The sequence below is a fragment of the Haladaptatus ordinarius genome (genome assembly GCF_054177595.1).
On the sequence record NZ_JBPEHH010000045.1, the window covers coordinates 1 to 20,243 of the forward strand.

22 protein-coding genes are annotated in these 20,243 nt (G+C 61.7%); 12 read left to right on the forward strand and 10 right to left on the reverse strand.

The window, feature by feature from the left end:
• From ACR3FF_RS16010 to ACR3FF_RS16020, 3 genes are all read left to right on the forward strand, one after another.
• Positions 1 to 932, forward strand: a 932-nt coding sequence (locus tag ACR3FF_RS16010) for a multicopper oxidase family protein (RefSeq protein ID WP_458189093.1), incomplete at its 5' end; no start/stop codon positions are given.
• A 170-nt stretch (positions 933 to 1,102) separates the two neighbouring features.
• On the forward strand, positions 1,103 to 1,927 hold the full coding sequence (locus ACR3FF_RS16015) for a cupredoxin domain-containing protein (RefSeq protein ID WP_458189094.1): 825 nt from the start codon (positions 1,103 to 1,105) through the stop codon (positions 1,925 to 1,927).
• Entirely contained in the window at positions 1,927 to 2,274 is a 348-nt protein-coding gene (locus ACR3FF_RS16020; protein WP_458189095.1) for a DUF7475 family protein, read from the forward strand. Before ACR3FF_RS16015 ends, ACR3FF_RS16020 begins: the two co-directional genes overlap by 1 nt.
• 66 nt (positions 2,275 to 2,340) lie before the next feature.
• On the opposite strand, the gene ACR3FF_RS16025 is transcribed toward ACR3FF_RS16020, so the two are convergent.
• From ACR3FF_RS16025 to ACR3FF_RS16035, 3 genes are all read right to left on the reverse strand, one after another.
• Positions 2,341 to 2,682: an SHOCT domain-containing protein gene (locus tag ACR3FF_RS16025; RefSeq protein WP_458189096.1), complete on the reverse strand. Its 342-nt coding sequence runs from the start codon at positions 2,680 to 2,682 to the stop codon at positions 2,341 to 2,343.
• Positions 2,683 to 2,838: 156 nt separating this feature from the next.
• On the reverse strand, positions 2,839 to 3,987 hold the full coding sequence (locus ACR3FF_RS16030) for an MBL fold metallo-hydrolase (protein WP_458189097.1): 1,149 nt from the start codon (positions 3,985 to 3,987) through the stop codon (positions 2,839 to 2,841).
• A 65-nt stretch (positions 3,988 to 4,052) separates the two neighbouring features.
• A complete protein-coding gene (locus tag ACR3FF_RS16035; RefSeq protein WP_458189098.1) occupies positions 4,053 to 5,834 on the reverse strand; it encodes a bifunctional metallophosphatase/5'-nucleotidase in 1,782 nt (593 codons plus the stop codon).
• A gap of 286 nt (positions 5,835 to 6,120) precedes the next feature.
• On the opposite strand from ACR3FF_RS16035, the gene ACR3FF_RS16040 reads away from it, so the two are divergent.
• The 7 genes from ACR3FF_RS16040 (at position 6,121) to ACR3FF_RS16070 (ending at position 12,933) form a co-directional block, all read left to right on the forward strand.
• A complete protein-coding gene (locus tag ACR3FF_RS16040) occupies positions 6,121 to 6,906 on the forward strand; it encodes a TSUP family transporter (RefSeq protein ID WP_458189099.1) in 786 nt (261 codons plus the stop codon).
• Between the two features lie 170 nt (positions 6,907 to 7,076).
• Positions 7,077 to 8,078 carry a Cdc6/Cdc18 family protein gene (locus ACR3FF_RS16045; protein ID WP_458189115.1) on the forward strand — a complete coding sequence of 334 codons (1,002 nt, stop codon included), beginning with the start codon at positions 7,077 to 7,079 and terminating at the stop codon, positions 8,076 to 8,078.
• 74 nt (positions 8,079 to 8,152) lie between these two features.
• A complete protein-coding gene (locus ACR3FF_RS16050; protein ID WP_458189100.1) occupies positions 8,153 to 8,824 on the forward strand; it encodes a hypothetical protein in 672 nt (223 codons plus the stop codon).
• Positions 8,811 to 9,083 (forward strand): DUF8156 family protein, encoded by a 273-nt coding sequence (locus tag ACR3FF_RS16055; RefSeq protein WP_458189101.1) that lies wholly within the window; start codon positions 8,811 to 8,813, stop codon positions 9,081 to 9,083. Before ACR3FF_RS16050 ends, ACR3FF_RS16055 begins: the two co-directional genes overlap by 14 nt.
• 2 nt (positions 9,084 to 9,085) lie before the next feature.
• Positions 9,086 to 11,185, forward strand: a complete 2,100-nt coding sequence (locus ACR3FF_RS16060) for a type B DNA-directed DNA polymerase (RefSeq protein ID WP_458189102.1) — start codon at positions 9,086 to 9,088, stop codon at positions 11,183 to 11,185.
• Between the two features lie 184 nt (positions 11,186 to 11,369).
• Positions 11,370 to 12,257: an NAD(P)-dependent oxidoreductase gene (locus tag ACR3FF_RS16065; protein ID WP_458189103.1), complete on the forward strand. Its 888-nt coding sequence runs from the start codon at positions 11,370 to 11,372 to the stop codon at positions 12,255 to 12,257.
• A gap of 172 nt (positions 12,258 to 12,429) precedes the next feature.
• The gene (locus ACR3FF_RS16070) at positions 12,430 to 12,933 is read left to right on the forward strand and encodes an RDD family protein (protein ID WP_458189104.1); all 504 of its coding nucleotides are present in this window, start codon (positions 12,430 to 12,432) and stop codon (positions 12,931 to 12,933) included.
• Positions 12,934 to 13,060: 127 nt separating this feature from the next.
• Here the strand turns inward: ACR3FF_RS16070 and ACR3FF_RS16075 are convergent, their stop codons facing one another.
• From ACR3FF_RS16075 to ACR3FF_RS16090, 4 genes are all read right to left on the reverse strand, one after another.
• Entirely contained in the window at positions 13,061 to 13,669 is a 609-nt protein-coding gene (locus tag ACR3FF_RS16075) for a PH domain-containing protein (protein ID WP_458189105.1), read from the reverse strand.
• A 170-nt stretch (positions 13,670 to 13,839) separates the two neighbouring features.
• Positions 13,840 to 14,400, reverse strand: coding sequence for a hypothetical protein (locus ACR3FF_RS16080; protein WP_458189107.1), 561 nt, complete (start codon positions 14,398 to 14,400; stop codon positions 13,840 to 13,842).
• A 223-nt stretch (positions 14,401 to 14,623) separates the two neighbouring features.
• On the reverse strand, positions 14,624 to 15,241 hold the full coding sequence (locus tag ACR3FF_RS16085; protein WP_458189108.1) for a GAP family protein: 618 nt from the start codon (positions 15,239 to 15,241) through the stop codon (positions 14,624 to 14,626).
• Entirely contained in the window at positions 15,238 to 15,438 is a 201-nt protein-coding gene (locus tag ACR3FF_RS16090) for a hypothetical protein (RefSeq protein WP_458189109.1), read from the reverse strand. The genes ACR3FF_RS16085 and ACR3FF_RS16090 overlap by 4 nt, the downstream gene beginning before the upstream one ends.
• Before the next feature lie 187 nt (positions 15,439 to 15,625).
• On the opposite strand from ACR3FF_RS16090, the gene ACR3FF_RS16095 reads away from it, so the two are divergent.
• The gene (locus ACR3FF_RS16095) at positions 15,626 to 15,811 is read left to right on the forward strand and encodes a hypothetical protein (RefSeq protein WP_458189110.1); all 186 of its coding nucleotides are present in this window, start codon (positions 15,626 to 15,628) and stop codon (positions 15,809 to 15,811) included.
• A gap of 170 nt (positions 15,812 to 15,981) precedes the next feature.
• On the opposite strand, the gene ACR3FF_RS16100 is transcribed toward ACR3FF_RS16095, so the two are convergent.
• Positions 15,982 to 16,395 (reverse strand): hypothetical protein, encoded by a 414-nt coding sequence (locus tag ACR3FF_RS16100; protein WP_458189111.1) that lies wholly within the window; start codon positions 16,393 to 16,395, stop codon positions 15,982 to 15,984.
• Between the two features lie 408 nt (positions 16,396 to 16,803).
• Between ACR3FF_RS16100 and ACR3FF_RS16105 the strand changes: the two genes are divergently transcribed.
• Positions 16,804 to 17,814, forward strand: coding sequence for an aldo/keto reductase (locus ACR3FF_RS16105; RefSeq protein WP_458189112.1), 1,011 nt, complete (start codon positions 16,804 to 16,806; stop codon positions 17,812 to 17,814).
• Positions 17,815 to 17,856: 42 nt separating this feature from the next.
• Here the strand turns inward: ACR3FF_RS16105 and ACR3FF_RS16110 are convergent, their stop codons facing one another.
• Positions 17,857 to 19,197 carry an LVIVD repeat-containing protein gene (locus ACR3FF_RS16110; protein ID WP_458189113.1) on the reverse strand — a complete coding sequence of 447 codons (1,341 nt, stop codon included), beginning with the start codon at positions 19,195 to 19,197 and terminating at the stop codon, positions 17,857 to 17,859.
• Between the two features lie 174 nt (positions 19,198 to 19,371).
• Positions 19,372 to 20,076, reverse strand: coding sequence for a CPBP family intramembrane glutamic endopeptidase (locus ACR3FF_RS16115; RefSeq protein ID WP_458189114.1), 705 nt, complete (start codon positions 20,074 to 20,076; stop codon positions 19,372 to 19,374).
• Positions 20,077 to 20,243: the final 167 nt, after the last annotated feature.

Sequence of the window (20,243 nt, forward strand, 5' to 3'; positions counted from 1 at the left end):
GCGGCATGGGCGGTGGAGGTCAAGGAGGCGGCATGGGCGGTGGAGGTCAAGGAGGCGGCATGGGCGGTGGAGGTCAAGGAGGCGGCATGGGCGGTGGAGGTCAAGGAGGCGGCATGGGCGGTGGAGGTCAAGGAGGCGGCATGGGCGGGATGATGGGCGACTTACGCCCACCGTACGCCGGTCTGCTCGTGAACGGTCGTCTTCCAGCGAATCCCGCCACCTTCGACGTCCAGCGCGGTGAACGCGTCCGCCTACGCTTCGTCAATGCGAGCAGCGCGACGGCGTTCCGCATCGGCGTCGCCGGTCACGAATTGACCATCTCGCACACCGACGGCCGGCCCGTCGACCCCGTCACCGTGGACTCGTTCGTCTTCGGATCTGGCGAGCGATACGACGCCGTCGTCGAAGCGACGAACCCCGGTTCATGGGAGATTCGGGGCCAGCCACTCGATGGAGACGAACAGCCAGCCCGGGCGTTGTTTCGGTACGCCGGTACGTCCGCGTCGCCGACACAGGTCAGTGCGTGGGGGCGGACGCTCCAGTACGGCGACCTGCGAGCGAAGCGTGTCCCCGAAAAGCTCCGTGGCAGTCCCGACCGAACCTTCGACCTGACGCTGTCGCCCGAGAGGGGTGGCTCGTACGGATGGCTCATCGACGGACAGGCGTATCCGGATGCCAACCCACTGAAGATTCGGAAGGGAGAACACGTGCGGGTTCGAATGACGAACCGAAGCCCCGTCCTCCACCCGATGCACCTGCACGGTCACTTCTTCCGGGTCGGCGATGCGATGAAGGACACGGTCATCGTGCCGGGCCACATGGGGTCGGTGACGTTCGATTTCCTCGCGGACAACCCTGGAAACTGGCTGTTCCACTGTCACAACCTCTACCACCTGGAGTCGGGAATGGCGCGGGTCGTCGAGTACGTATAACCTCCCGAAGCCAGCATCCGGGGGTGCCGACCGAGTCGGAACAGGGGTCGTCTCGCCACGGGCCCGCTTCCGAACCGGGGTCGGATTCGACTTAACCGATTTTGGTTATTAAATCCCGTGAAAACGCTCCATTCACTTTTATTCCCTATTTGTGTACGACGAACTGATTGATGTCTCAGAAAAAATCACAGTACCGGCGAGAGGTGTTGAAACTCAGCGGACTGGCGACGCTGTCCGCTGTGGGCGTTGCCGGGGTCACCCACGGCGATGAGACGACGACCCAGGACGACGGCCACGGCCACGAAACGGAACACGGCCACGGTGGAACGACGACGAGCAGTCACGGTGGCACCGAAACGGAACACGGCCACGGTGGAACGACGACGAGCAGTCACGGTGGCACCGAAACGGAACACGGCCACGGTGGAACGACTGAGGGCGGGACCGAGTCGGAGCACGGCCACGACGACGGTCACGGCGATTCGGGCCACGGAAGTGGTATCGGAAAGGCGACCGACCACGTGACGGTGTCGATGAACACCAACGGCGGTATCCTCGACGTGCTCACCGGGAAGATGAGCCTCTCGCAGTACCTGACGGAGAATCGAAACCACTTCCATCCCCACGTCGTCCACGTCGAGAAAGGTGGGACGGTGACGTGGAAGAACGAGTCCGGCCGACACGCCGTCGTCGCGTACCACCCGACCCACGGCAAGCCGAATCGGATTCCAGACGGTGCGAAACCGTGGGACAGCGGTGCGCTGACCGGAGGTGAGTTCTCACACACGTTCGAGGTCGAGGGCGTCTACGACTACTACTGTCCACCGCACGAGCAGATGGGGATGATCGGGAGCGTCGTCGTCGGAAATCCCGCCCCTTCGAATCAACCGGGACTGAAACGACCTCAGCGGTCGTTCCCGTCGCGCGTCCGGGCGAAACTGACCGAACTCAACCAGCTAACGAAAGCGGCCCTCGACAGCGGTGGTGAGCACTGATGGCGACGTCCACCGAGCGCACACTGGTTCGTGGTGACGACGTCGGCATCGTCCACAGTGTCGCACTCGTCCTCGCCACAATCACCGGGGCGATTCACGTCTACAAGGGCCTGGGATACGGAGGGCTTCCCCTGTTGCTCGCAGGCGCGGGATTCTTCGGTGGAATTGTGCTGTTCGTACTCAGTGTGAGACGACGCTGGCTGTACGCGCTTGGAATTCCGTACACGCTCGCCCAGATAGTCCTCTGGCTCGAGATGGGATTGCCGTACCTCCGACTCGCCCTGTTTGACAAGGCCGTCCAGGTGCTGCTCGTCGTCGTCCTGACGTACCTCTTCGCCACGGAGTAACCTCCGAGCAGAGTACCGAGGCTTCGCAGCGACGGCGGACAATCTAACGGTCCGGCGGTGCCGACGCTACTGGTCGTGGCGGAGGCGTTCGCGCCGTGTTTCGAACTCTTCTTCGGAGATGTCGCCGCGAGCGTAGGCCAGTCGTAGTTCTTCGAGCGCGGCGTCACCGGAACCACCGCCCGCGAGTGCGCGGTAGAGAAGATAGCCGAGGCCGAGCACGACCAGCAACGGTACGAGCATCATCCCCCACCCCCAGACCGGGACCTGCCCTCCGTACCCTGGTCCCATCATCCATCCTCCCATCATCGGGAACGCGAACAGCATCAGCAACGTTGGCACCAACAGAATGACGGCGAGTACCACGAGGACGATTCGTAGCCACGAGTCGTTTTGACTTGCTGTGGTCATGTTAGTTGGTACCATTCGAGAACAAAAAGACGTATCGACCGATTCGTTTCCCCCGAAGAACGGCGGAAGCGGTCGTTCGGCGGCGAACGACCGGAAAATCGTCGCTCAGAACTCGCCCGAGTAGGGGGAGTTTAGGTGCTGGAGTGGCACGCACTCTCACGCAGCACAGTTGTTCGGGCCGAGTTCGAGTTCGGTCGCTTCGCCCTCGTCGTCGACGGTCTCTTTTCCGGTGTTGATGGCGATGACCGACTCGTAGTTCGGTGGTTTCTCCGGGGCTTCCTCGGTCAGTCGCTCGACGAACGCGTCTTTATCGAGTTGCAGGAGGTCGAGTTCCTCGCGCAGGTCGCCGAGACGGGCAGAGAGCGGTTCTCCCGGCGAACCGTTCTCGTAGCGACCGTCGCTCGTGACCGTGAGATGCCCCGGTAGAATCTTCGTGTCGTCCGGTAACTCGAGGATGGTCTCATGGAGGGAGTCGTACAGCATCTCGGCTCCGCGCGATGCGTCGGCCTCTCCGAACTGGAGTTCCGTTCGTCCCACCGAGTCGACGAACAACGTATCGCCCGTCAGGAGTACCTCGCCGTCGACGAGATAGTTCATCATCTCCGACGTGTGGCCGGGTGTGTGGAGCGCTTCTATCTCCACGTCGCCGACTTCGGTGGTCTCGCCGTCCGACAACGGGTCGTACTCGTATTGGACGCCGCGTTCGTGTGCCGTCTCACCGAGTCGGTACGGGACGCCGACCTCTTCGGCGAGCGTGGGACTCCCGGAGATGTGGTCGGCGTGAACGTGCGTATCGAGCACGCCTCCGATGGATAGTCCTGCGTCCTGGGCGGCGACCTTGAACTGGTCGGTCTGCCTGGTCGCGTCGACCACCACGGCTTCCTCGGCCTTTTTCGAGCCGACGACGTAGCCGAGACAGCCTTTCGCACGTCGTTGGACCTGCCGGACGACGAGGTCGTCGTTGGTCGTCTCGATGGGGACGACCTCGTAGAGCTTACTCCACTCTTCCATCCCGCCGGTGACGACCTCCACGTCGTCGTACCCGCGTTCGTCGAGTTCGAATCCGAACGGCGTCGAGGTCAGCCCCTTCCCGCAGATGGCGACGACTGGTCGGCCGTCGACGAGGGCGTTTACCTCGTTCAACTGCTCCTCGCTCAACCCCTCGTCCGGGTCGTACGGCACGTTCTCTGCGTTTCGGACGTGCCACGCCTCGAAGCTCTCCTCCGGGCGCGTGTCGATGAGCGTGAACTGTTCGTCTGCGTCGATCTTGTCCGCGAGTTGCTCGGCAGTGATGTTCTTTACCATGGTGTCTCACCTGTGTCGTTCGTGTTTACTATCTGTTCGCTGCGTCTGTCGTCGTTTCATGGTCCCTATCGGTATCGATTTCGGCCCTCTTCGGGGAACGTGTCTCCTCGTGGAATCATGGCCGTCTCGCAGTACGCCTCCCCGTTCTCGTAGTCGACGCCTGGCTGGATGAACGGGTACGGCCCGTCGGCGGGCGTGTTCTGTGCTCGCCCACCGTCGTCGGCCGTCTCGACCAGCCCGAACACCTCGTAGTCGATTGGCGAGTGTGTTTCGACGTACGCGGCGATGACGTCCACTGGGGTCGTCTCGGCGTCTACGTGGACGTCCCGAAACGGGAAACCGCAGTTGCCGAGGTCTCGCTCCGGGTCTCCGGGACGACGGAACGTCGCCACCGAATACGTCTCCTCGGGGTCTATCGGGTCGCCGTCGATTCGCATCTCGACGAGTCGGCGGTCGCGCTTGGCGGTCGGGTCGACGACCACCTCGACGTTCGAGGAGTAGTTTCGGACCCGGCCGTCCTCCTGGTCGTAGGGGTACGGCGTGAAGTTGTCCACGAGGAAATTTTCCATGTGGTTGGTTATCTGTTGGCCGTACGCGACGCCGCGGGCGATGGGCGTCGTCATCGGGAAGAACGTGTACAACTGTCCGAGGGTGATCTCCCCGGGTGGAATGGCGGTCCCGTACCGGAATCCGTGCGAGACGGCCAGGTCTGCGTCGAAGTGTTCGCGAAGGGCGTCGTTGAACAGCGTATTCCAGGCGCTCTCCAGAAACGACTGCCGGTAGAGCGCGTTTTCCGTCCGTCCGACGACCGTATCCAGGGGCCGGTCGAGCGTCCCGGCCCCGCGCTCGAACTGCGGGTCGTCGTCGAAGAACCGCTCACGGACTGTTTCGACCGTGTCCTTCGCGTCTTCGTCCGGTTCTGGGGTGCGGTCGTTGTCCTCGGTCAGACAGTAGAGGTGGTGACGGAACTGCACCTCTCCATCCTGGATTCGGAGGTCCACGCGTCCGAGCGCTTCGCCCATCCCGGACTCGACGACGACCGTCTCCGTCTCCTCGACGACTATCGGGTCGTACGTGTACTCGTGCGTGTGGGCGCTAAACATCAGATCTACGCTCGAACAATCCTTGGCGGCCTGTACCATCCAGGGGAGACCGATTTCGGTGACCGCGACGACGACGTCCGCCCCATCGTCGCAGGCGGCCTGCGCGGACTCTTCGAGGAGCGCTGGGTGCTTGCCGAATTGGTACTTCCCTTCGTAGAAGGCGGGAGCCATCCGGTCGACGTACACGTTCGTCATCCCGACGACGCCCACCGAGAGACCGCCAACGTCGAGAATCTCGTACGGCTCGTACAGCCGGTCGTTCGTCTCCCGGTCGTAGAGGTTGTTGGCGAGGATGGGCGCATCGAGTCCGTCCATCAGCTGTAGGAAGTTCCCGTCCTCTGCGGCCTCGTTCGAATAATCCCAGTTTCCGGGAACGTAGACGTCGGGGTCGACGTGCTCGTTGATGGGGTCGAGCATCGCCCGCCCGTCGGTGTACGTCGTGACGGCCGAACCGTGGAACGTGTCGCCACTCATCAGCGTACAGACGTCGTTCTCGTCGCGGAGCTCGTCGAGTTTGGCCGCGAGAACCGGAACGCCACCCCCACGTTCGATGATTCGGTCGTCGTCCCCGAAATCGACGTCCCGGCTCGACGTCGGGTTGTCGTAGTATACCTGGTATCGCGGCGTCAACTGACCGTGCAGGTCGCTGACGTGTGCGAACACGAGGTCAGGTTCGCCATCCTCACGACTGCGGCCGCCGTCGAGATACTGCCACTCCGCCATAGGGGACTCGCTCCGGTTCATACTGGCGCGAATAAAGATTTGAGGTCTATCCCTTCAAAGATTGTGGGCAGTATTCGAAAGACAGTCCAAGACCGACTGAGAGCGCTTACGGGGTCGGAGCGGTGGCCGTCCGAGTGTGAGGGGGTGTGACCGGATTAGAATGTGAGGTCGAACGTCGAAATCACTTCGATTGCTAGACTGCTGTGGTGATTTTCCCCGTTGTCTGAACAAGAACGTACGTGAATCGGGAGTGTGTACTTCCATCTACATCGATGGTCCATTCGACTCGTGAGATGGTGATAGTCCGATGACGGGTAACTGGGTAACGACCGGTCTCTCTGCGGTCGTCATACTGTTTGCATCCGTCGTTCACGGTATCGCCGGATTTGGCTTCGCCCAGGTATCGATGGGGTTGATGCCCCTGTTCCGGTCGCCCTCGAGTGCATCGATTATCTTCACAGCGACTGCCGTCGTGAGCAACGGTCGCGTCTGGTGGAGCGTTCGCGACGCCTTCGACTGGCGAAAGTGGGCCGTCCCCGTCGCTGGTCTCGCCGTCGGGATGCCGCTGGGTATCTACGTGTTCAGTCGGTTCGACGAGGCACAGATGCGCGTCGCCATCGGTGCTGTCCTCGTGTTAGCCGTCGTCATCGTCGGCGCGACCCAGCAACTCGATGTCGTCACGAACCGGATAGAGGCATGGGACTATCGCCCGGGAAATGTCGTCGGAGCGACGGCGGGACTGTTCGCAGGAATCTTCGGCGGTGCCGTCGCCGTTCCCGGCCCGCCGATGATTATCTACGGCGCATTCATGTCTGCCAGTGGGTTCTGGAGTGACGAGGAGATGAAATCGGTGTTCACCGCGTTCTTCGGGACGCTCATGCTGTACCGTCTCGGGAGCCTCACGTACACGGGTGCGGTGACGCCGCCGCTCATGATCGAGGCTGCGGTCGCCGTTCCGATGGTGTTCGTCGGTGCGTGGGTCGGTGTCTACATCTTCGATAACATCCCCGAGCGCATCTTCCAGTGGGTCGTGCTGGTGTTGCTGACCGTCAACGCCTTCGTTCTGTTGTTCACGTCGATCCCGAAGCTCTAACCGCACATGGCCGTCGTGCTCGTCTCCCTTCGTGGGGTACCGGGTTCTCGCCCTGCCAGACGCCAACGTAGGCAGGTTTACTCGCTGTCATGGCGGTTGCAACTATCGGAAGTATCGGAAACGTCCCACTTCCGTTTATTATGTCGGACGGAATATATACGAGCGAGACGATGATTCACGATGCTCGCGTCCTGCAACCGCAGTTCATCCCGGACGAAGTCGAGCATCGAAACGCGGAAATCAACGCCCTCTCGAACACGCTCAAACCCATCATGGACGGCCAGACCGGGGAGACGTCGCTGTTACTGGGGCCGTCCGGTGCGGGCAAGACCTGTATCGCGAACTACACGGTCGAACGCCTGCGCGAGAACGTCCTCGACATCGACACCCAGTACGTCAACTGCTGGCAGGACTACACGCGGTTTCAGGTGCTCTACCGGATTCTAGAGGGCATCGACCAGACGGTCGACATCCACCGCCGCTCGACGCCGAAAGACGAACTGCTCGACCGCCTCCAGGGCTACGACGGCCCGCAGTTCGTCGTCATCCTGGACGAGGTCGACCAGCTCGAAGACAAGAGCGTGCTCTATGACCTCTACCGGATGCGAAATATCTCTATGATTCTCATCACGAATCGGGAAGAGGAGCTGTTCTCCCTCCTCGATGGTCGGCTCGCGAGTCGATTACAGACGTGCGTTCGCATTCCCTTCGAGAAGTACCACCTCGACGAACTCGTCGCTATCCTCCACGCTCGCGTCCGGTGGGGACTTTCGGAAGACGCACTCGGAAACGAACACCTGGAACTGATCGCCGACGCCGCCGCCGGGGATGCACGGGTCGCCATCGGTATCCTCAGAAACGCGGTCCGCCGCGCCGACCAGGCAGGACTGGAGCGGATTACGACCGATATCGTCCGCGAAGCGGTTCCGGACGGTCGCCACGAAGTTCGACAGAAAACCATCGAACAACTCAACCCACATCAACGCGCCCTCTACGAGATTTTGGACGAGGAGGGCGAACTCAACCCGGGCGAACTCTACGAGGCGTATCGAGCGCGCGTCGACGACCCGAAGACGAACCGAACCGTCAGAAACCATCTGGCGAAGATGGAACACTATCGGCTCGTCATCGCCGAGGGAAAGAACCGCGCACGCACCTACCGGCTTCGGTAATCCCTGCTTTCGGAAGCTTCGGAAACGACCCTGTCTTGCCTATGTACCTTTCCGCGATATGTCTACTCGTGACGATGTACCACGACCAACTGGAACTTCCGACGCTCGAAAGCGGTGTCACGCTGCTCGAGACGGACGAGCGAGCGACCGGCGCGCTCCAGTCGCTCGTCTTCGACCACCTCCTCGTCGAGGGCGGTTCGGCCGTCTGGGTGGACGCCCACGGTCACGGGACGACGCGACCGCTGACGAAAATCGCACTGTCAATGCGCGTCCTCGAACGATTTCGTATCGCTCGCGCGTTCACCGCGTGGCAACACCAGAGTCTCTGTCGAGATACCGCAACCGAACTCACGGACGACACCGCTGTCGTCGTCTTCCCTGCGTTCGATTGGTTCTACCGGTCGGACGACCTCCCGCGTGACGAGGGCGAACGGATGCTCTCGGCAGGTCTCGATATCGTCGGCGAGATTGCGGACACGTTCGACGTTCCCGTCCTCCTGACCCGACACGCGGCCGATTCGCTGACGGCACCGGTCCGGGAGCGCGCAGACGACGTCCTCCGGTGTGAGCAAACGGTGTTCGGTCCGCGTTTTACCGGCGACGAGTACGAGACGCTGGTCTATCCACTCGAAAACGGGCTGGTACAGACGACGCTGGCGTTCTGGACGCGCGTCCTCACGGCTCGTCATCCAGCCATCGCCGGTGCGGACGCTTCGACGGAGGTGGTCGCGCATGGGTCGAACTAATCCGACGTACCGCGACCTGCTGCGTGCGATGGAGTCGCGGTGGGACGACTACCGTCGCGCGCTCCGACACGCCGACCAGGAAGTGTTCGACCGTCTCTTCGAGCACGCACGAACACACGCCGACGCGAGCGGGCTTCAGAACCACCAGTTCGTCGAGATTCCGGCGCTCGTCTCGATAGCTCTCGAACAACAGAAACGGATAGACGACCTCGAAGACAGACTCGACCACCTGGAGGACGACCTGAACGACGAGGGGTGACGATGGTCTACAAGTTCGACTACCGCGACGGTACGGTTCTCCGGTGGTCGTTGACCGAATCGGGTGCGGAGTACACGGTCGACGAGTCGTACACGCCGACCATCTACCTCTCCGCACACGGTGCCGGGTCGCTCTCCGATGCGGAGGCCACACTGCGTGACCACCCCGCCGTCGCTCACGTCACGTCCGTCGAGGAACGAATCTCGTTCCGGCACGACCCCGAGTCGGTACTCCGGGTGGACGTCGTCGACCTCGACGCGGTCACCGACGTCGCCTCGATGCTCCGAAGATGGGGTTCGCCGGGCGAGTATCGCTGTTACAACGTCGATTTCTCGCGCGAGTTCCGCTACTCTCTCGAGAACCGTCTCTCCCCACTCCCCCGTCGTGGACTCTCTTCGATGCGCATCTCGGTTCCGGAGACGAAACTGGCGAGCGAGACGGTCACTGAACTCACCGTCGACGGCGAACCGGTGACGGGTGACGGGAGAGCTATCGTAGAAACGCTCGCAACTCGCGTCGGCCGCGCTGACCCGGACGTTCTACTGTTGAACACGAGCGACGTCGTTCCGGTGCTGTATCGGCAGGCGGACCGCCTCGACGTCGACTTCCACCTCGGCCGACTCCCCGGTTGGCAGCAACTCGCGGGCGAATCGACGTACACGAGTTACGGCCGCGTCGGCCACTCACCAGCCTGGTACAACCTCCCGGGACGGGTCATCGTCGACCGGTCGAACACGGTCATGTGGAACCAGACGAATCTGGACGGCTGTCTCGACCTCGTAAAACGGTCGGGGAAGCCGTTGCAGGAGCTATCGTGGTCGTCCATCGGCAACGTCCTCACCGCGATTCAGATTCGGGAAGCGCGGGAACGAGGCGTGCTCGTTCCGTGGCACTCGTGGCGTCACGAGCAGTTCAAGACGATGCGGCAGTTACACGACGCCGACCGGGGCGGGTTCACGTTTTCTCCGGACGTCGGACTGCACGAAGACGTGCACGAACTCGACTTCTCGTCGCTGTATCCGAACATCATCGTCACCCGGAACGTGAGCCCCGAGAAGATTCGGTGCGAATGTCACGCCGACCGTGAGGACGTGCCCGGCCTCGGCTACGCCATCTGTGACGAACGCGGCTACCTCCCGGACGTGCTCGAACCCCTCGTCGAAGACAGAGACGCCATCAAAGCCGAGATTCGGGAGACGGACGACGCGGACCGGCGCGACGGACTCGCCGGTCGTTCGAGCGCCATCAAGTGGATTCTCGTCTCGTGTTTCGGCTATCAGGGCTTCTCGAACGCGAAATTCGGGCGTATCGAGTGCCACGAAGCCATCAATGCGTTCGCTCGCGAAATCCTATTGGAGACGAAATCGATGCTCGAAGCACACGGCTGGCGAGTCGTCCACGGTATCGTCGATAGCGTCTGGGTCACGCCGATGACCGACACAGCACAGACGCCGCTCGACGCCCTCACCTCGGAAATCTCGGAACAGGTCGAAATCCGCCTGGAACACGAGGCACACTACGACTGGATAGCGTTCATTCCGCTTCGTGATTCGGACGCTGGCGCGTTGACGAAGTACTTCGGGAAGGTGGCTGGCGCGGACGAGTACAAGTATCGCGGTATCGAGTGTCGCCAGCGAAACACCCCGTCGTTCGTCGACGACGCCCAGAAGGCGCTCGTCGCTACACTGGACGAACGCCGAGAGCCGGAACCGGTTTGCGAGGAGCTCCGGTCGTGGGTCGACCGACTCCGCCGGAACGAGGTCGATCCCGCCGACCTCGTCATCACGAAGCGCGTCTCGAAGGCTCGCGACGACTACACGCAGTCGACGCGGAGCATGGCAGCACTCGACCGTGCCGCGGCCCTCGGGTTGTCGCGGGCACCCGGCCAGAGTATCTCGTACGTCGTCGTGGACGACGAGAAACGGTCTCGTGACCGAGTCGCGCTGGCAGTCGAAGAACCGACTGAGTACGATGGCCGGTTTTATCGAGAGCTGTTACTTCGAGCGGCCGCGAGCGTCCTCTCGCCAGTGGGGTGGCGGCAGGCACGAATCGAGCGACAGCTCGCAGAACACGAGGATTTCGCGCTTCGGTCGTTCACGTGAGTCGGAACCCCCTTGCGCGAATCCGACCCTCTCGCCCGATTCCTCGACGAAGACGGTTCTCTCGTCCGTCGAGACGCCAGTCGCCGAGGGTTTCGCCGTCGGCCGTCGCTCCTGTCGGTGCCGACGACACACGTCAGCGGACGTTCACGGAACTGATTACAGGTTGGCGCTCGAACCGCGAACCATGGAACGCATTGGTTTCGTCGGACTCGGCGCGATGGGAACCCCGATGGCGTGGAACGTCGACGACGCCGGCTACGACCTGGGCGTGTACAACCGCACTGCTTCGAAGATGGACCCCTTCGCCGACGCCGGCATCGCCACCTACGATTCGCCGAGAGAACTGGCGAGCGAATCGGACGCCGTCGTCACGATGATCAGCGACCCCAAGGCGCTCCGTGCGGTCGTCCTCGGCGAGAACGGAGTCGCACACGGATTGAGAGGGGAGACGATCGTCGTCGATACCAGTACCGTCTCGCGCGATGCGACGGCGGACGTGGCCGAACGAATCCACGAAGCGGGCGGTCGGTTCGTCGACGCGCCCGTCCTCGGAACCATCGGCCCCGCAGAACGGGGCGAACTCCTCGTCCTCGCCGGGGCCGCAGACGACGTGCTGGCCGACGTTCGCCCACTCCTGGACGTGTTCGGCGACGTTCGTCACGTCGGGGAAGTCGGCGACGGGACGAGTATGAAACTCACCACGAACCTCCTGCTCGGCGTCCTGATGGAAGGGTTCTCGGAGGCGCTGGCGTTCGCCAACGGGCAGGACCTGCCGCTCGAGGACGTGCTCGACGTCATCCAGAACGGCGTCCTCGGTGCCCCACTGTTCGACTACAAGGGGCCGGTCGTCCGCGAGCGTGATTTCACGCCGCAGTTCCCGGTCGACCTGCTGTTCAAGGACCTGAATCTCGTCCTCGACGCCGCCGGTGAGGAGGCAGTCCCGCTCCCGGCGACGGCCGCGACTCGCGAGGCGGCGAGCGCGACGCGAGCGCTCGGTCACGGCGACGAGGACATGATGGCACTCCTCAGGCACCTCGAAGCCGTCACGGGCCGAACCGTCGGCGAGGAGTGAACGGGCCACCGATGCCCGTCGTATCGCCGTCGAGCGGTGAGCGTCTCCGTCTGCTGGCGCGTCGGTAGTATCGACCGGGGAGATTTGTATGCGGTGTGATGCTCAAACTGCGTGCGAATCGGACGGGTTTCCTGCAAGAACTATCAAGTAGAGGACTCGAGAACACGGAGGTATGGACATCGACGAGACAGACGCAGACCGTGACTCGACGGCTAAACAGAAGATCTATCTCGCGTCCTGGGATAGCCGCTTTTTCGCGTGGCTGATCGACGTCCTCCTCGTCGGCGCGACGCTCTCGGCGTTCGGCGAGATCGCCGGTCTCTTCTCGCTGGTCACCGGTAGTCTCTCCCTGACGACCCCGTTCCTGGGTGTCAATGGATTGGGGCTGTGGGTCTACTGGACGGGTCTCGAGGGATACCAGGGTCAATCGGCTGGCAAGATGGTCATGAACATCGCAGTTACCGACGACCGAGGTGAAGACATCGACTACGTCACGGCGGCAATCGAGAGTTTCGGAAAGGCGTTTTTCCTGCCTCTCGACGTGCTGATTGGCTGGATTGCCATGGAAGACGAGTACGTTCGCCTGTTCAACAAACTGTCGTCGACCATCGTCGTCAAGACTCCCGACCGGGAGAACGTCCCGGAGGGAGTCGAATACGTCCCACCGAAAGGCTGAATCCAGGCGTTTCCGCGGCGAAATCGGAGTCGACTGCCGACGCGGGACCGTTCGTCTCCGCAGCCACGACCGGATGTCGTGAAAACACCGGAAAGCCGTGTAGGAAACCGCTCGACGACGGGGAGACTCAGGCGATACGCCCCTGTTCTAACAGTTCTCGAATGCGACGCAGTTCGACGAGCAACTCGTGCGTCTCCGTCTCCCGGTCGGCCTGGGGTATCGTCACCTCGCCGGTCTCGCCGCTTTCGGTCGCTTCAGGAGGCCGCCGTCGAACCCTGGCTAGCACCTGCTCTTTGATATCTTCGAAGTCGGTGACGCCGTCGATGGTAAGTTCGGCTCCCGTCTGGCCGCCGTACCCGGCGGTGTGGATACCGACCTGTCCGGCGTCGACGAGTCGCTGGAGCGGCCCCTGGGCGGCATCGACGTTGGTGATTCGATTGTACGGAACCGTCGTCTTCTGCTGGAAGAAGACCCCACGACGGTACTCGATTTCGTCGTCTGTGAACCGGTAGTCGGCGGTTCGGAAAAACGCCGGAATCCACCACGTCAGGAAGCCGAACGCGACGAGGAGTACCGCCCCGCCGACCAGCAACACCCACTCCTCGACCGCTGCGAGGACACCACCGTAAGTGAAAGCGCCGATTACCGTGACGACGAACGCCAGGACGATGGCTTCGGAAATGAAGTAGTACGCCTTGAGCTTCTCCGGTTTGAACCACTCGTTTTTGGGTCTCATGCGTGAATCGACGCTCCGCTACGTATTGTACTGCTCCGAAGCTTCCCGTCTCGCGGGAATCAGAAGACCGCTCCCGCCCTCGGACGTTGGGCTCGGGTCGGCTGCGGTCCGATTCGAGAGGCGTGTCGACGAACTCGCAGGTCTGAACGTCGAATCGCTAATCGCGCCCTTCAGTCGGTCAGCATCGCCCTGATTCCTCCGATGACCAGCCTGTCGAGGGCGCGGGTCGTCACCCCGAAGGAGACGAAGAAGACGACCATCACGACGACGTCGACGGGCACGAACGCCGCGACGTCCAGAGTCGACACGGTGCGAATCATCGACACTGCCGTCTCCATCGCCGAGTCGAACGTCCACACTGCGACGACGCTGCCGACGAGTACCAGGACGAGGTACGCGAGTGCTTGCGTCTCGGTGAGCGTGGTGTGACCCCGGGTGTCACCGACGGCGTCGTGAGTGCCTACGCCGAATGCTGCGAATTGGCGGCGTACCTGGTCGAGGACGGTCATCGTGAAGACGAACCAGAGCAGCGCTGCCAGTCCCAGTCCGACGAGCGACGGCGATAGGTCTGGGAGCACGTTGGTACTCACGTCCACGATGGTCGGTGTCGCGCGGTCCACGACGACGTAGAACAGCACGAAGCCGAGGACGGCGTCGACGGGGCCGTATGCCGGGACGGGACGCCCCCCGCGAGAATCGGTTCGTGACCTGGTGTTCGCGTACGTACTCATGTGCATTCAGACGCGCTACGGAAGCATCAAGTAGCGCGGCGATTTTCAGAACGTGAGAGTCGGGACGATGCGACGGATTTCCCGCGTTCGAACGCTCGCGCGAGCCGAACGCACGAAACGCTTGCACCTCTCACACTCTTCCGACTGGTCGTACGACGCTCCGATGCCGGCCGTCTACCCCGAATCGTCGAACCTATCCGCGAACCTGCGACTTCGAGGTGGTTCACCCCAACAGGTTGTTGAGGGTGAGCGCGATGAAAAGCAGGATGACGACCTCGTTGACGACCCACGAGTTCGTATTCATCCAGTCGCGGGCCTTCGGCAGGAAGGCCTTCCCACGGTCACCGAACGCGAGCAGGACGAGCGACGGGAGCGCCAGGAACAGGAGCGTTAGCCCGACGAATGGGAGGGCGTCGACCAGCGGGTCCCCGTTCCCCGCGAGGAAGGACCCCACGGCGGAGGAAGTGAGGATGTCGGTCGGGAAAAATCCAAGCAGCAAGAATCCGAGCCGGAACGAGAATCTCGGATTCGCCCGCTCTAGCTTGCCCATCCACTTCGGCGGTTCCGACTCCTCTCTCGTCCGATAGACGTTCACCATAGCGACGAGGAGCAGCACGAGAACGACGACGTATAGCGTATCGTTCGACGTTCCCTGGTTGGTGGCAACGTCGCCGACGAGATATGCAATCGTGACGACGAGGCTAATCGAGAGAAACGCGCCAAAGACGTACGCGGCGGAGTTTCGCCGCCAGTTCTCGCTCGTGGCGAGGAAGATGGCACTGAGGAGCTGTGGCCCTGCGACCATCACGATGGCCAACGGGAGGATCGTTAGAAAACTCACGCTCCGACCATCCCGTGAGAAGACGCCACCGCCCGCTCACCGACGCGACGGGACTCATTCGACTCATCGCCCTGCTGTTTCACGGGTACGTCGAGTCGCTTCCTGTCTGTCGGTTCGAACGGAGGAGCGGTCTGGAACCACTGGGGTCGAGATTCTCCCCACTCTTGGTCAGACACGACGATGGTTCGTCTCGTCATGTTCACCGAGATAGAGGACCAGAAAAGTGATAACTGAATTTTAATCCTTTCTACAGGTTACGAGTCTCCACATCGATAGCTATCGATAGATTAGCAGTCGTTCAAGAAACAACCAAGGGTGCGTAGGCGGAGGCTAACCGTCGAATGCGGCACAATTTTAAGACCGTTCGTGTCGCGTTTCGTCTGGATGCACGTCACCTTCGACCCCGACGGCCAGAAGGAGGTCACGTACGAGATGGACGTTCCGCCGCGGCAGAACGAGATCGTTCGTCTCCGAGACGACGTTTTCGTCGTCGCGGACGTGATTTGGCGACCCTCCGACGACGGTTCCGGCCTCGAACCGGTCGTCGACCTCCATCGGAGTTCGCTGTAACCGAGAACCGTTCCGGGTTCCGGCGCTCCGGCTCTGGTGAAATCCGCACCACCCGACGAAAATGGCGTGCCGAACACAGAAAGCAAGTTCAGCGTGCCGGCTTCGGTCGTTTCACGCCGAATCCGACAAACCAGCCGTTCAGCAAATCTGCAAACTCGGCGGTGGTGAACTCACCTACACTCAAGCTGTGACGCTCTCCAGATTCGATTGTCCCAAAAGAAGTGCCGGTAATAGAAATACAGATAGAGACAAAATCCGTCGTCGGGATTGCCCAAACCATCGAACTCGAAGGCCTCTTCGTATTCGCCAACCGTTCCGTGGAGTGCGACGGGATAAGCACCTTCTGGCGGCTCGACAAAGACGACCTCCCCGCTGTCGGCCGCGACCGTTCGTGATTTTCTCTCCAGCATTCCCTCTTCGATTTCGAGGGCGACGCTGAACGTCCGCGGTCGACTATCCCCGTTGGAGATTAGTATGCCGACTTCTCGGACGGACGGCTTCGTTCCGAGAACATCTAAACAGCCAGAAAGCAGAGGAGTAAGAACACATCCACTGGAGAGCAGAACGTCTCGTCGGGAGGGCATTCATTGTCAGTTTAGTTGATGTGTACTCAATCGTTTCGATTCGTACACTACCTGCATTGTGCAACCACCGTTCCGCATCGAGTGGTCGCTGGCTCGTGCTCCATTCGCGCCCTCTATTCGGCACGGTTACCGAAATCTATCACCACTTGGAGGTTTCGACGGAGCCGAATCTCTCGACACCCGATTTTTGTCGTATCGGAACGTGAAAGACCAGCACACCTCGACCGAAGAACGACGAACGGCCGTCTGTAAGCACGACACCAACTTCGAGAGGACGTTCGAGGGGGTGTCTGGCTGACGACCGGGAAATGCACCGTTCAGGTCGGACACCGGGGCTCACGAGGCCGCTTCGCTCGTCTGCCGGTTGGTGAATCCTTTTCAGGCCGTTGGCCCAAGTAGCAGTTGCCAATGACTGATCTGGGATCACTCGACCTCGAATTCGTCCAACTCGGAACCACCGGCTTGCAGACGAGCGAACTGCAGTTCGGGACGTGGCGGTTCGGCAAGGAGACAGAAGAGGGGAACGTCGAAATCGGCGAAGAGCGTGCCTACGAACTGCTCGACGCCTACGAGGCGGCGGGTGGCCGGTACATCGACACCGCAGACGTGTACGGCGGCGGCGAGAGCGAACGATGGATCGGCAACTGGCTCGAAGACCGCGACCGCGAGCGGTATACCATTGCCTCGAAGATCTACTGGCAGATTCGGGAAGGCGACCCCAACAGTCGAGGGACCAACCGGAAGAACATCCGTCATCGCGTCGACGAGATTCTCGACCGTCTGGACACGGACTACGTCGATGTCCTGTACATCCACCGCTGGGACGACCAGACAAGTGCACGCGAGATGATGAAGACCCTGAACGGCCTCGTCGAGGCGGGGAAGGTGAACTATCTCGGTGCCTCGACGTTGCGCCCCAACGCGTGGAAGGTGACGAAGGCGAACGAAATCGCCCGAAACGAGGGTTGGGAGCCGTTCACCGTCCTCCAACCACGCTACAACCTCGTCGACCGGGAAATCGAGGGCGACTACCTGGAGATGAGTCGTCACGACGGGCTCGCCGTCTGCCCGTGGAGCCCACTCGGACAGGGCTTCCTGACCGGCAAGTACAGCCGCGAGGACGGATTGACCGGCGAGTCTCGTGCTGCGGAGTCCAGCCGCTTCGAGGAGTCGTATCTCACCGAGGAGAACTTCGACCTCCACGACGAACTCGACGCAGTCGCCGAGGAGGTCGGTGCGACGCCCGCCCAGACCGCCCTCGCGTGGCTCATGCACCGCGACGGTGTTACCGCACCCATCGTCGGTGCCCGCACCGTCGACCAGTTGACGGAGAACCTCGCCGCTGCCGAAATCGACCTCACCGACGAACAGGTCGACCGACTCACCGAAGCGAAGGGCGGACCGTACGCCGGACTCTGAAGTCGGCGTTCCGTTTCGAACTCGGGGCGCTGGCGAACCGAACTACTCGGGGCGAGGCGTCAGTTCGAACGCGTACAGTCCGGTGAACGAATCGCTCGCGACGACGAGTCCGCGTTCGCGCGTCGAGGTGTACGCCGCCTTCCACGCCATCGGTGGCCCGCCGAGTCGGGCAACGTCGTCGTTCGGCGTCATCCCCTTCGCGCCGTCGTCGGTCGGATACCGGTCGATGGGCTGTGGAGCCGTCGGGTCCGTGACGTCGTACAACACGACGCCTTCGTGCCAGTCGGCGCTGACGACGAACGTCTTTTTCCCCCACGGAACGATGGCGAAGTGATGGCCGGTCCAATCGAAGCGCTCGGAGAAGTCGTCCGTCTCCATGCGACGAGCGTTCGGTGAGACGGTGAATCCGACCGGGATGGGGTTCGACGGTGACCCGTCTTTCCATCCGATGTCGAAGACGTGTTTCCCACCAGGGGTGCCCTGTGGACGCTCGTCCCCGATGACGAGCAACTCGCGTCGTGGGTCGAAGTGACCGTGGTGGGCACTCCCGAACGCCTCCTCACCAACTCGCGCTTGCCCGTACGATTTTCGTTCGGTATAGTCGAAGCGCCCGATTTCGTTCGGGTTTCGTGGGTCGCTCACGTCGTAGAGGACGAGGCCGACGAACTGCCCGGACTGATAGGCACAACAGAGTAACTCCCGTTCGGCATCGACGGTGATGTCGTGACTCGCCCCCTGTGGGCCGTACTCGCCGAGTTTGCGCGGGGCTGTCGGATTACTGACGTCGTACACGTCGAACCCGTTCGTGTCCAGGCTGTAGTTCACCGTATAGAGAACTGACTTCGTCGGGTGCGGCGTCACGTTGTGCGATTTTCCTTCCGAGACGGTGCCGACGACCGTTGGGGAACTGGGGGTTCCGTTCGCGTAGCCGTAGTCGACGACCTCGAAGTTCCCGGACCAAGTTTCCTCGATTGCCCGATAGTACAGGCCGTTCCGATGGTCGAACTTGACGTCCAGGTTCGGCGCGTCGTTCGCGCTCGCCAGGTAGTGTACCTGTTTCAGGGCCGTTGGGTCCGTGAGGTCGACGAGATAGGAGCCGTCGATGCCCCACTTGGTCCCGATGACAGCGTACCGACCATCGGCTCGGACTGCCACTTCCGAGTAGCCGCCGCTGGGAGACGACTCCGCCGAAGGTCGTGTTTGGCCCAGTTTCTCTAGCGAGACCTGACGGGACTCCTTCGACCGATTCTCGGTGGTGGTCGTTCCTCCATCTCGACTCTCACGGACCGAACTGAAACAGCCCGCCAGTGACGAACTCGCGAGGACCGAACCGGAGAGTTCGAGGACGCGACGACGGGTCTGCGGATCGTCTGGAGAGAACATCAATACTCACTCATCGATAGATTAACAGCGTGCTCGTCGTTTGTTATGGGCCGATTGAAGAACGTATCACGACGACAACGACTCCCTACTCCTCCCTCGTTACGACGCCAACCACGTCGAACCGACTCCGAGATTCGAAGACAACGATTCGTCACTAAGCACCGGGACACGACCTCAGAAGAGCAACGCCGTTAGCACGAGATTCGCCGCCGTGGCGACGATGAGGCCGGGCCAGATGCTCTCGGTGACGTGTGCGGCCGTTCCGAGGATGAGACCGAGGCCGAATGCGTATACGAGGGGATACAGGAGTGCTCGTTCCTGGCTGAAAAAGAAGACGGGAATGGACTGAAAGAGCGTAAACAGCACTGCTTGGACACCGACGGCGACGGATGGGCGGGTTCGTCGTTCGAGCGTCTGAAGGACCCACCCTCGAAAGAACAACTCCTCACTGTACAACGTGACGAAGCCGCTGAACAGCGCGAGACCCAGCCACGCAACCGCGCCGTCGAACCGGACGAGCCACGTGAACGTCGGATCTGGACCGTCGACAGCCAGTTCGAGCAGTCGGTCGTAGACGCCGGCCCATGGTTCGACGAACAGGAGTAAGAGTCCGTAGGCGATACCCGCAACGACGGTCCACCGGAGGAGTCGCCCGAACCCGATACGGCGGATTCCGACCCGCTCGGCATCGCGGAATCGAACGAGAGAAACGAGCGGCACGACCAGCCAGAGCACCTGAAATATCGGCGTCGTCGCCTCGAGGACGAATGAAGTCAGAAGGAGAACGGCGAGCGCACCCACTGTCCACAGGAGAGCGACGCCAGTTTGAACATCGAGCGAACGACGTTCGGCGACCCGAGTAAGACTGACGGAAATCACCTGAAAGCCCCCTCGCATTCGAGGATACGTGACATCCTCCCGCGGCTAAAGACCTGTCTCTTACCCATAAGTCAGTGATAGAGAGAAAATCTAATCAAATGAGATCTGAGAAGAAGGAATGAGTCAAAATGCGGTCATCATTGGAACTGAACCTTGAGTCGCTATGA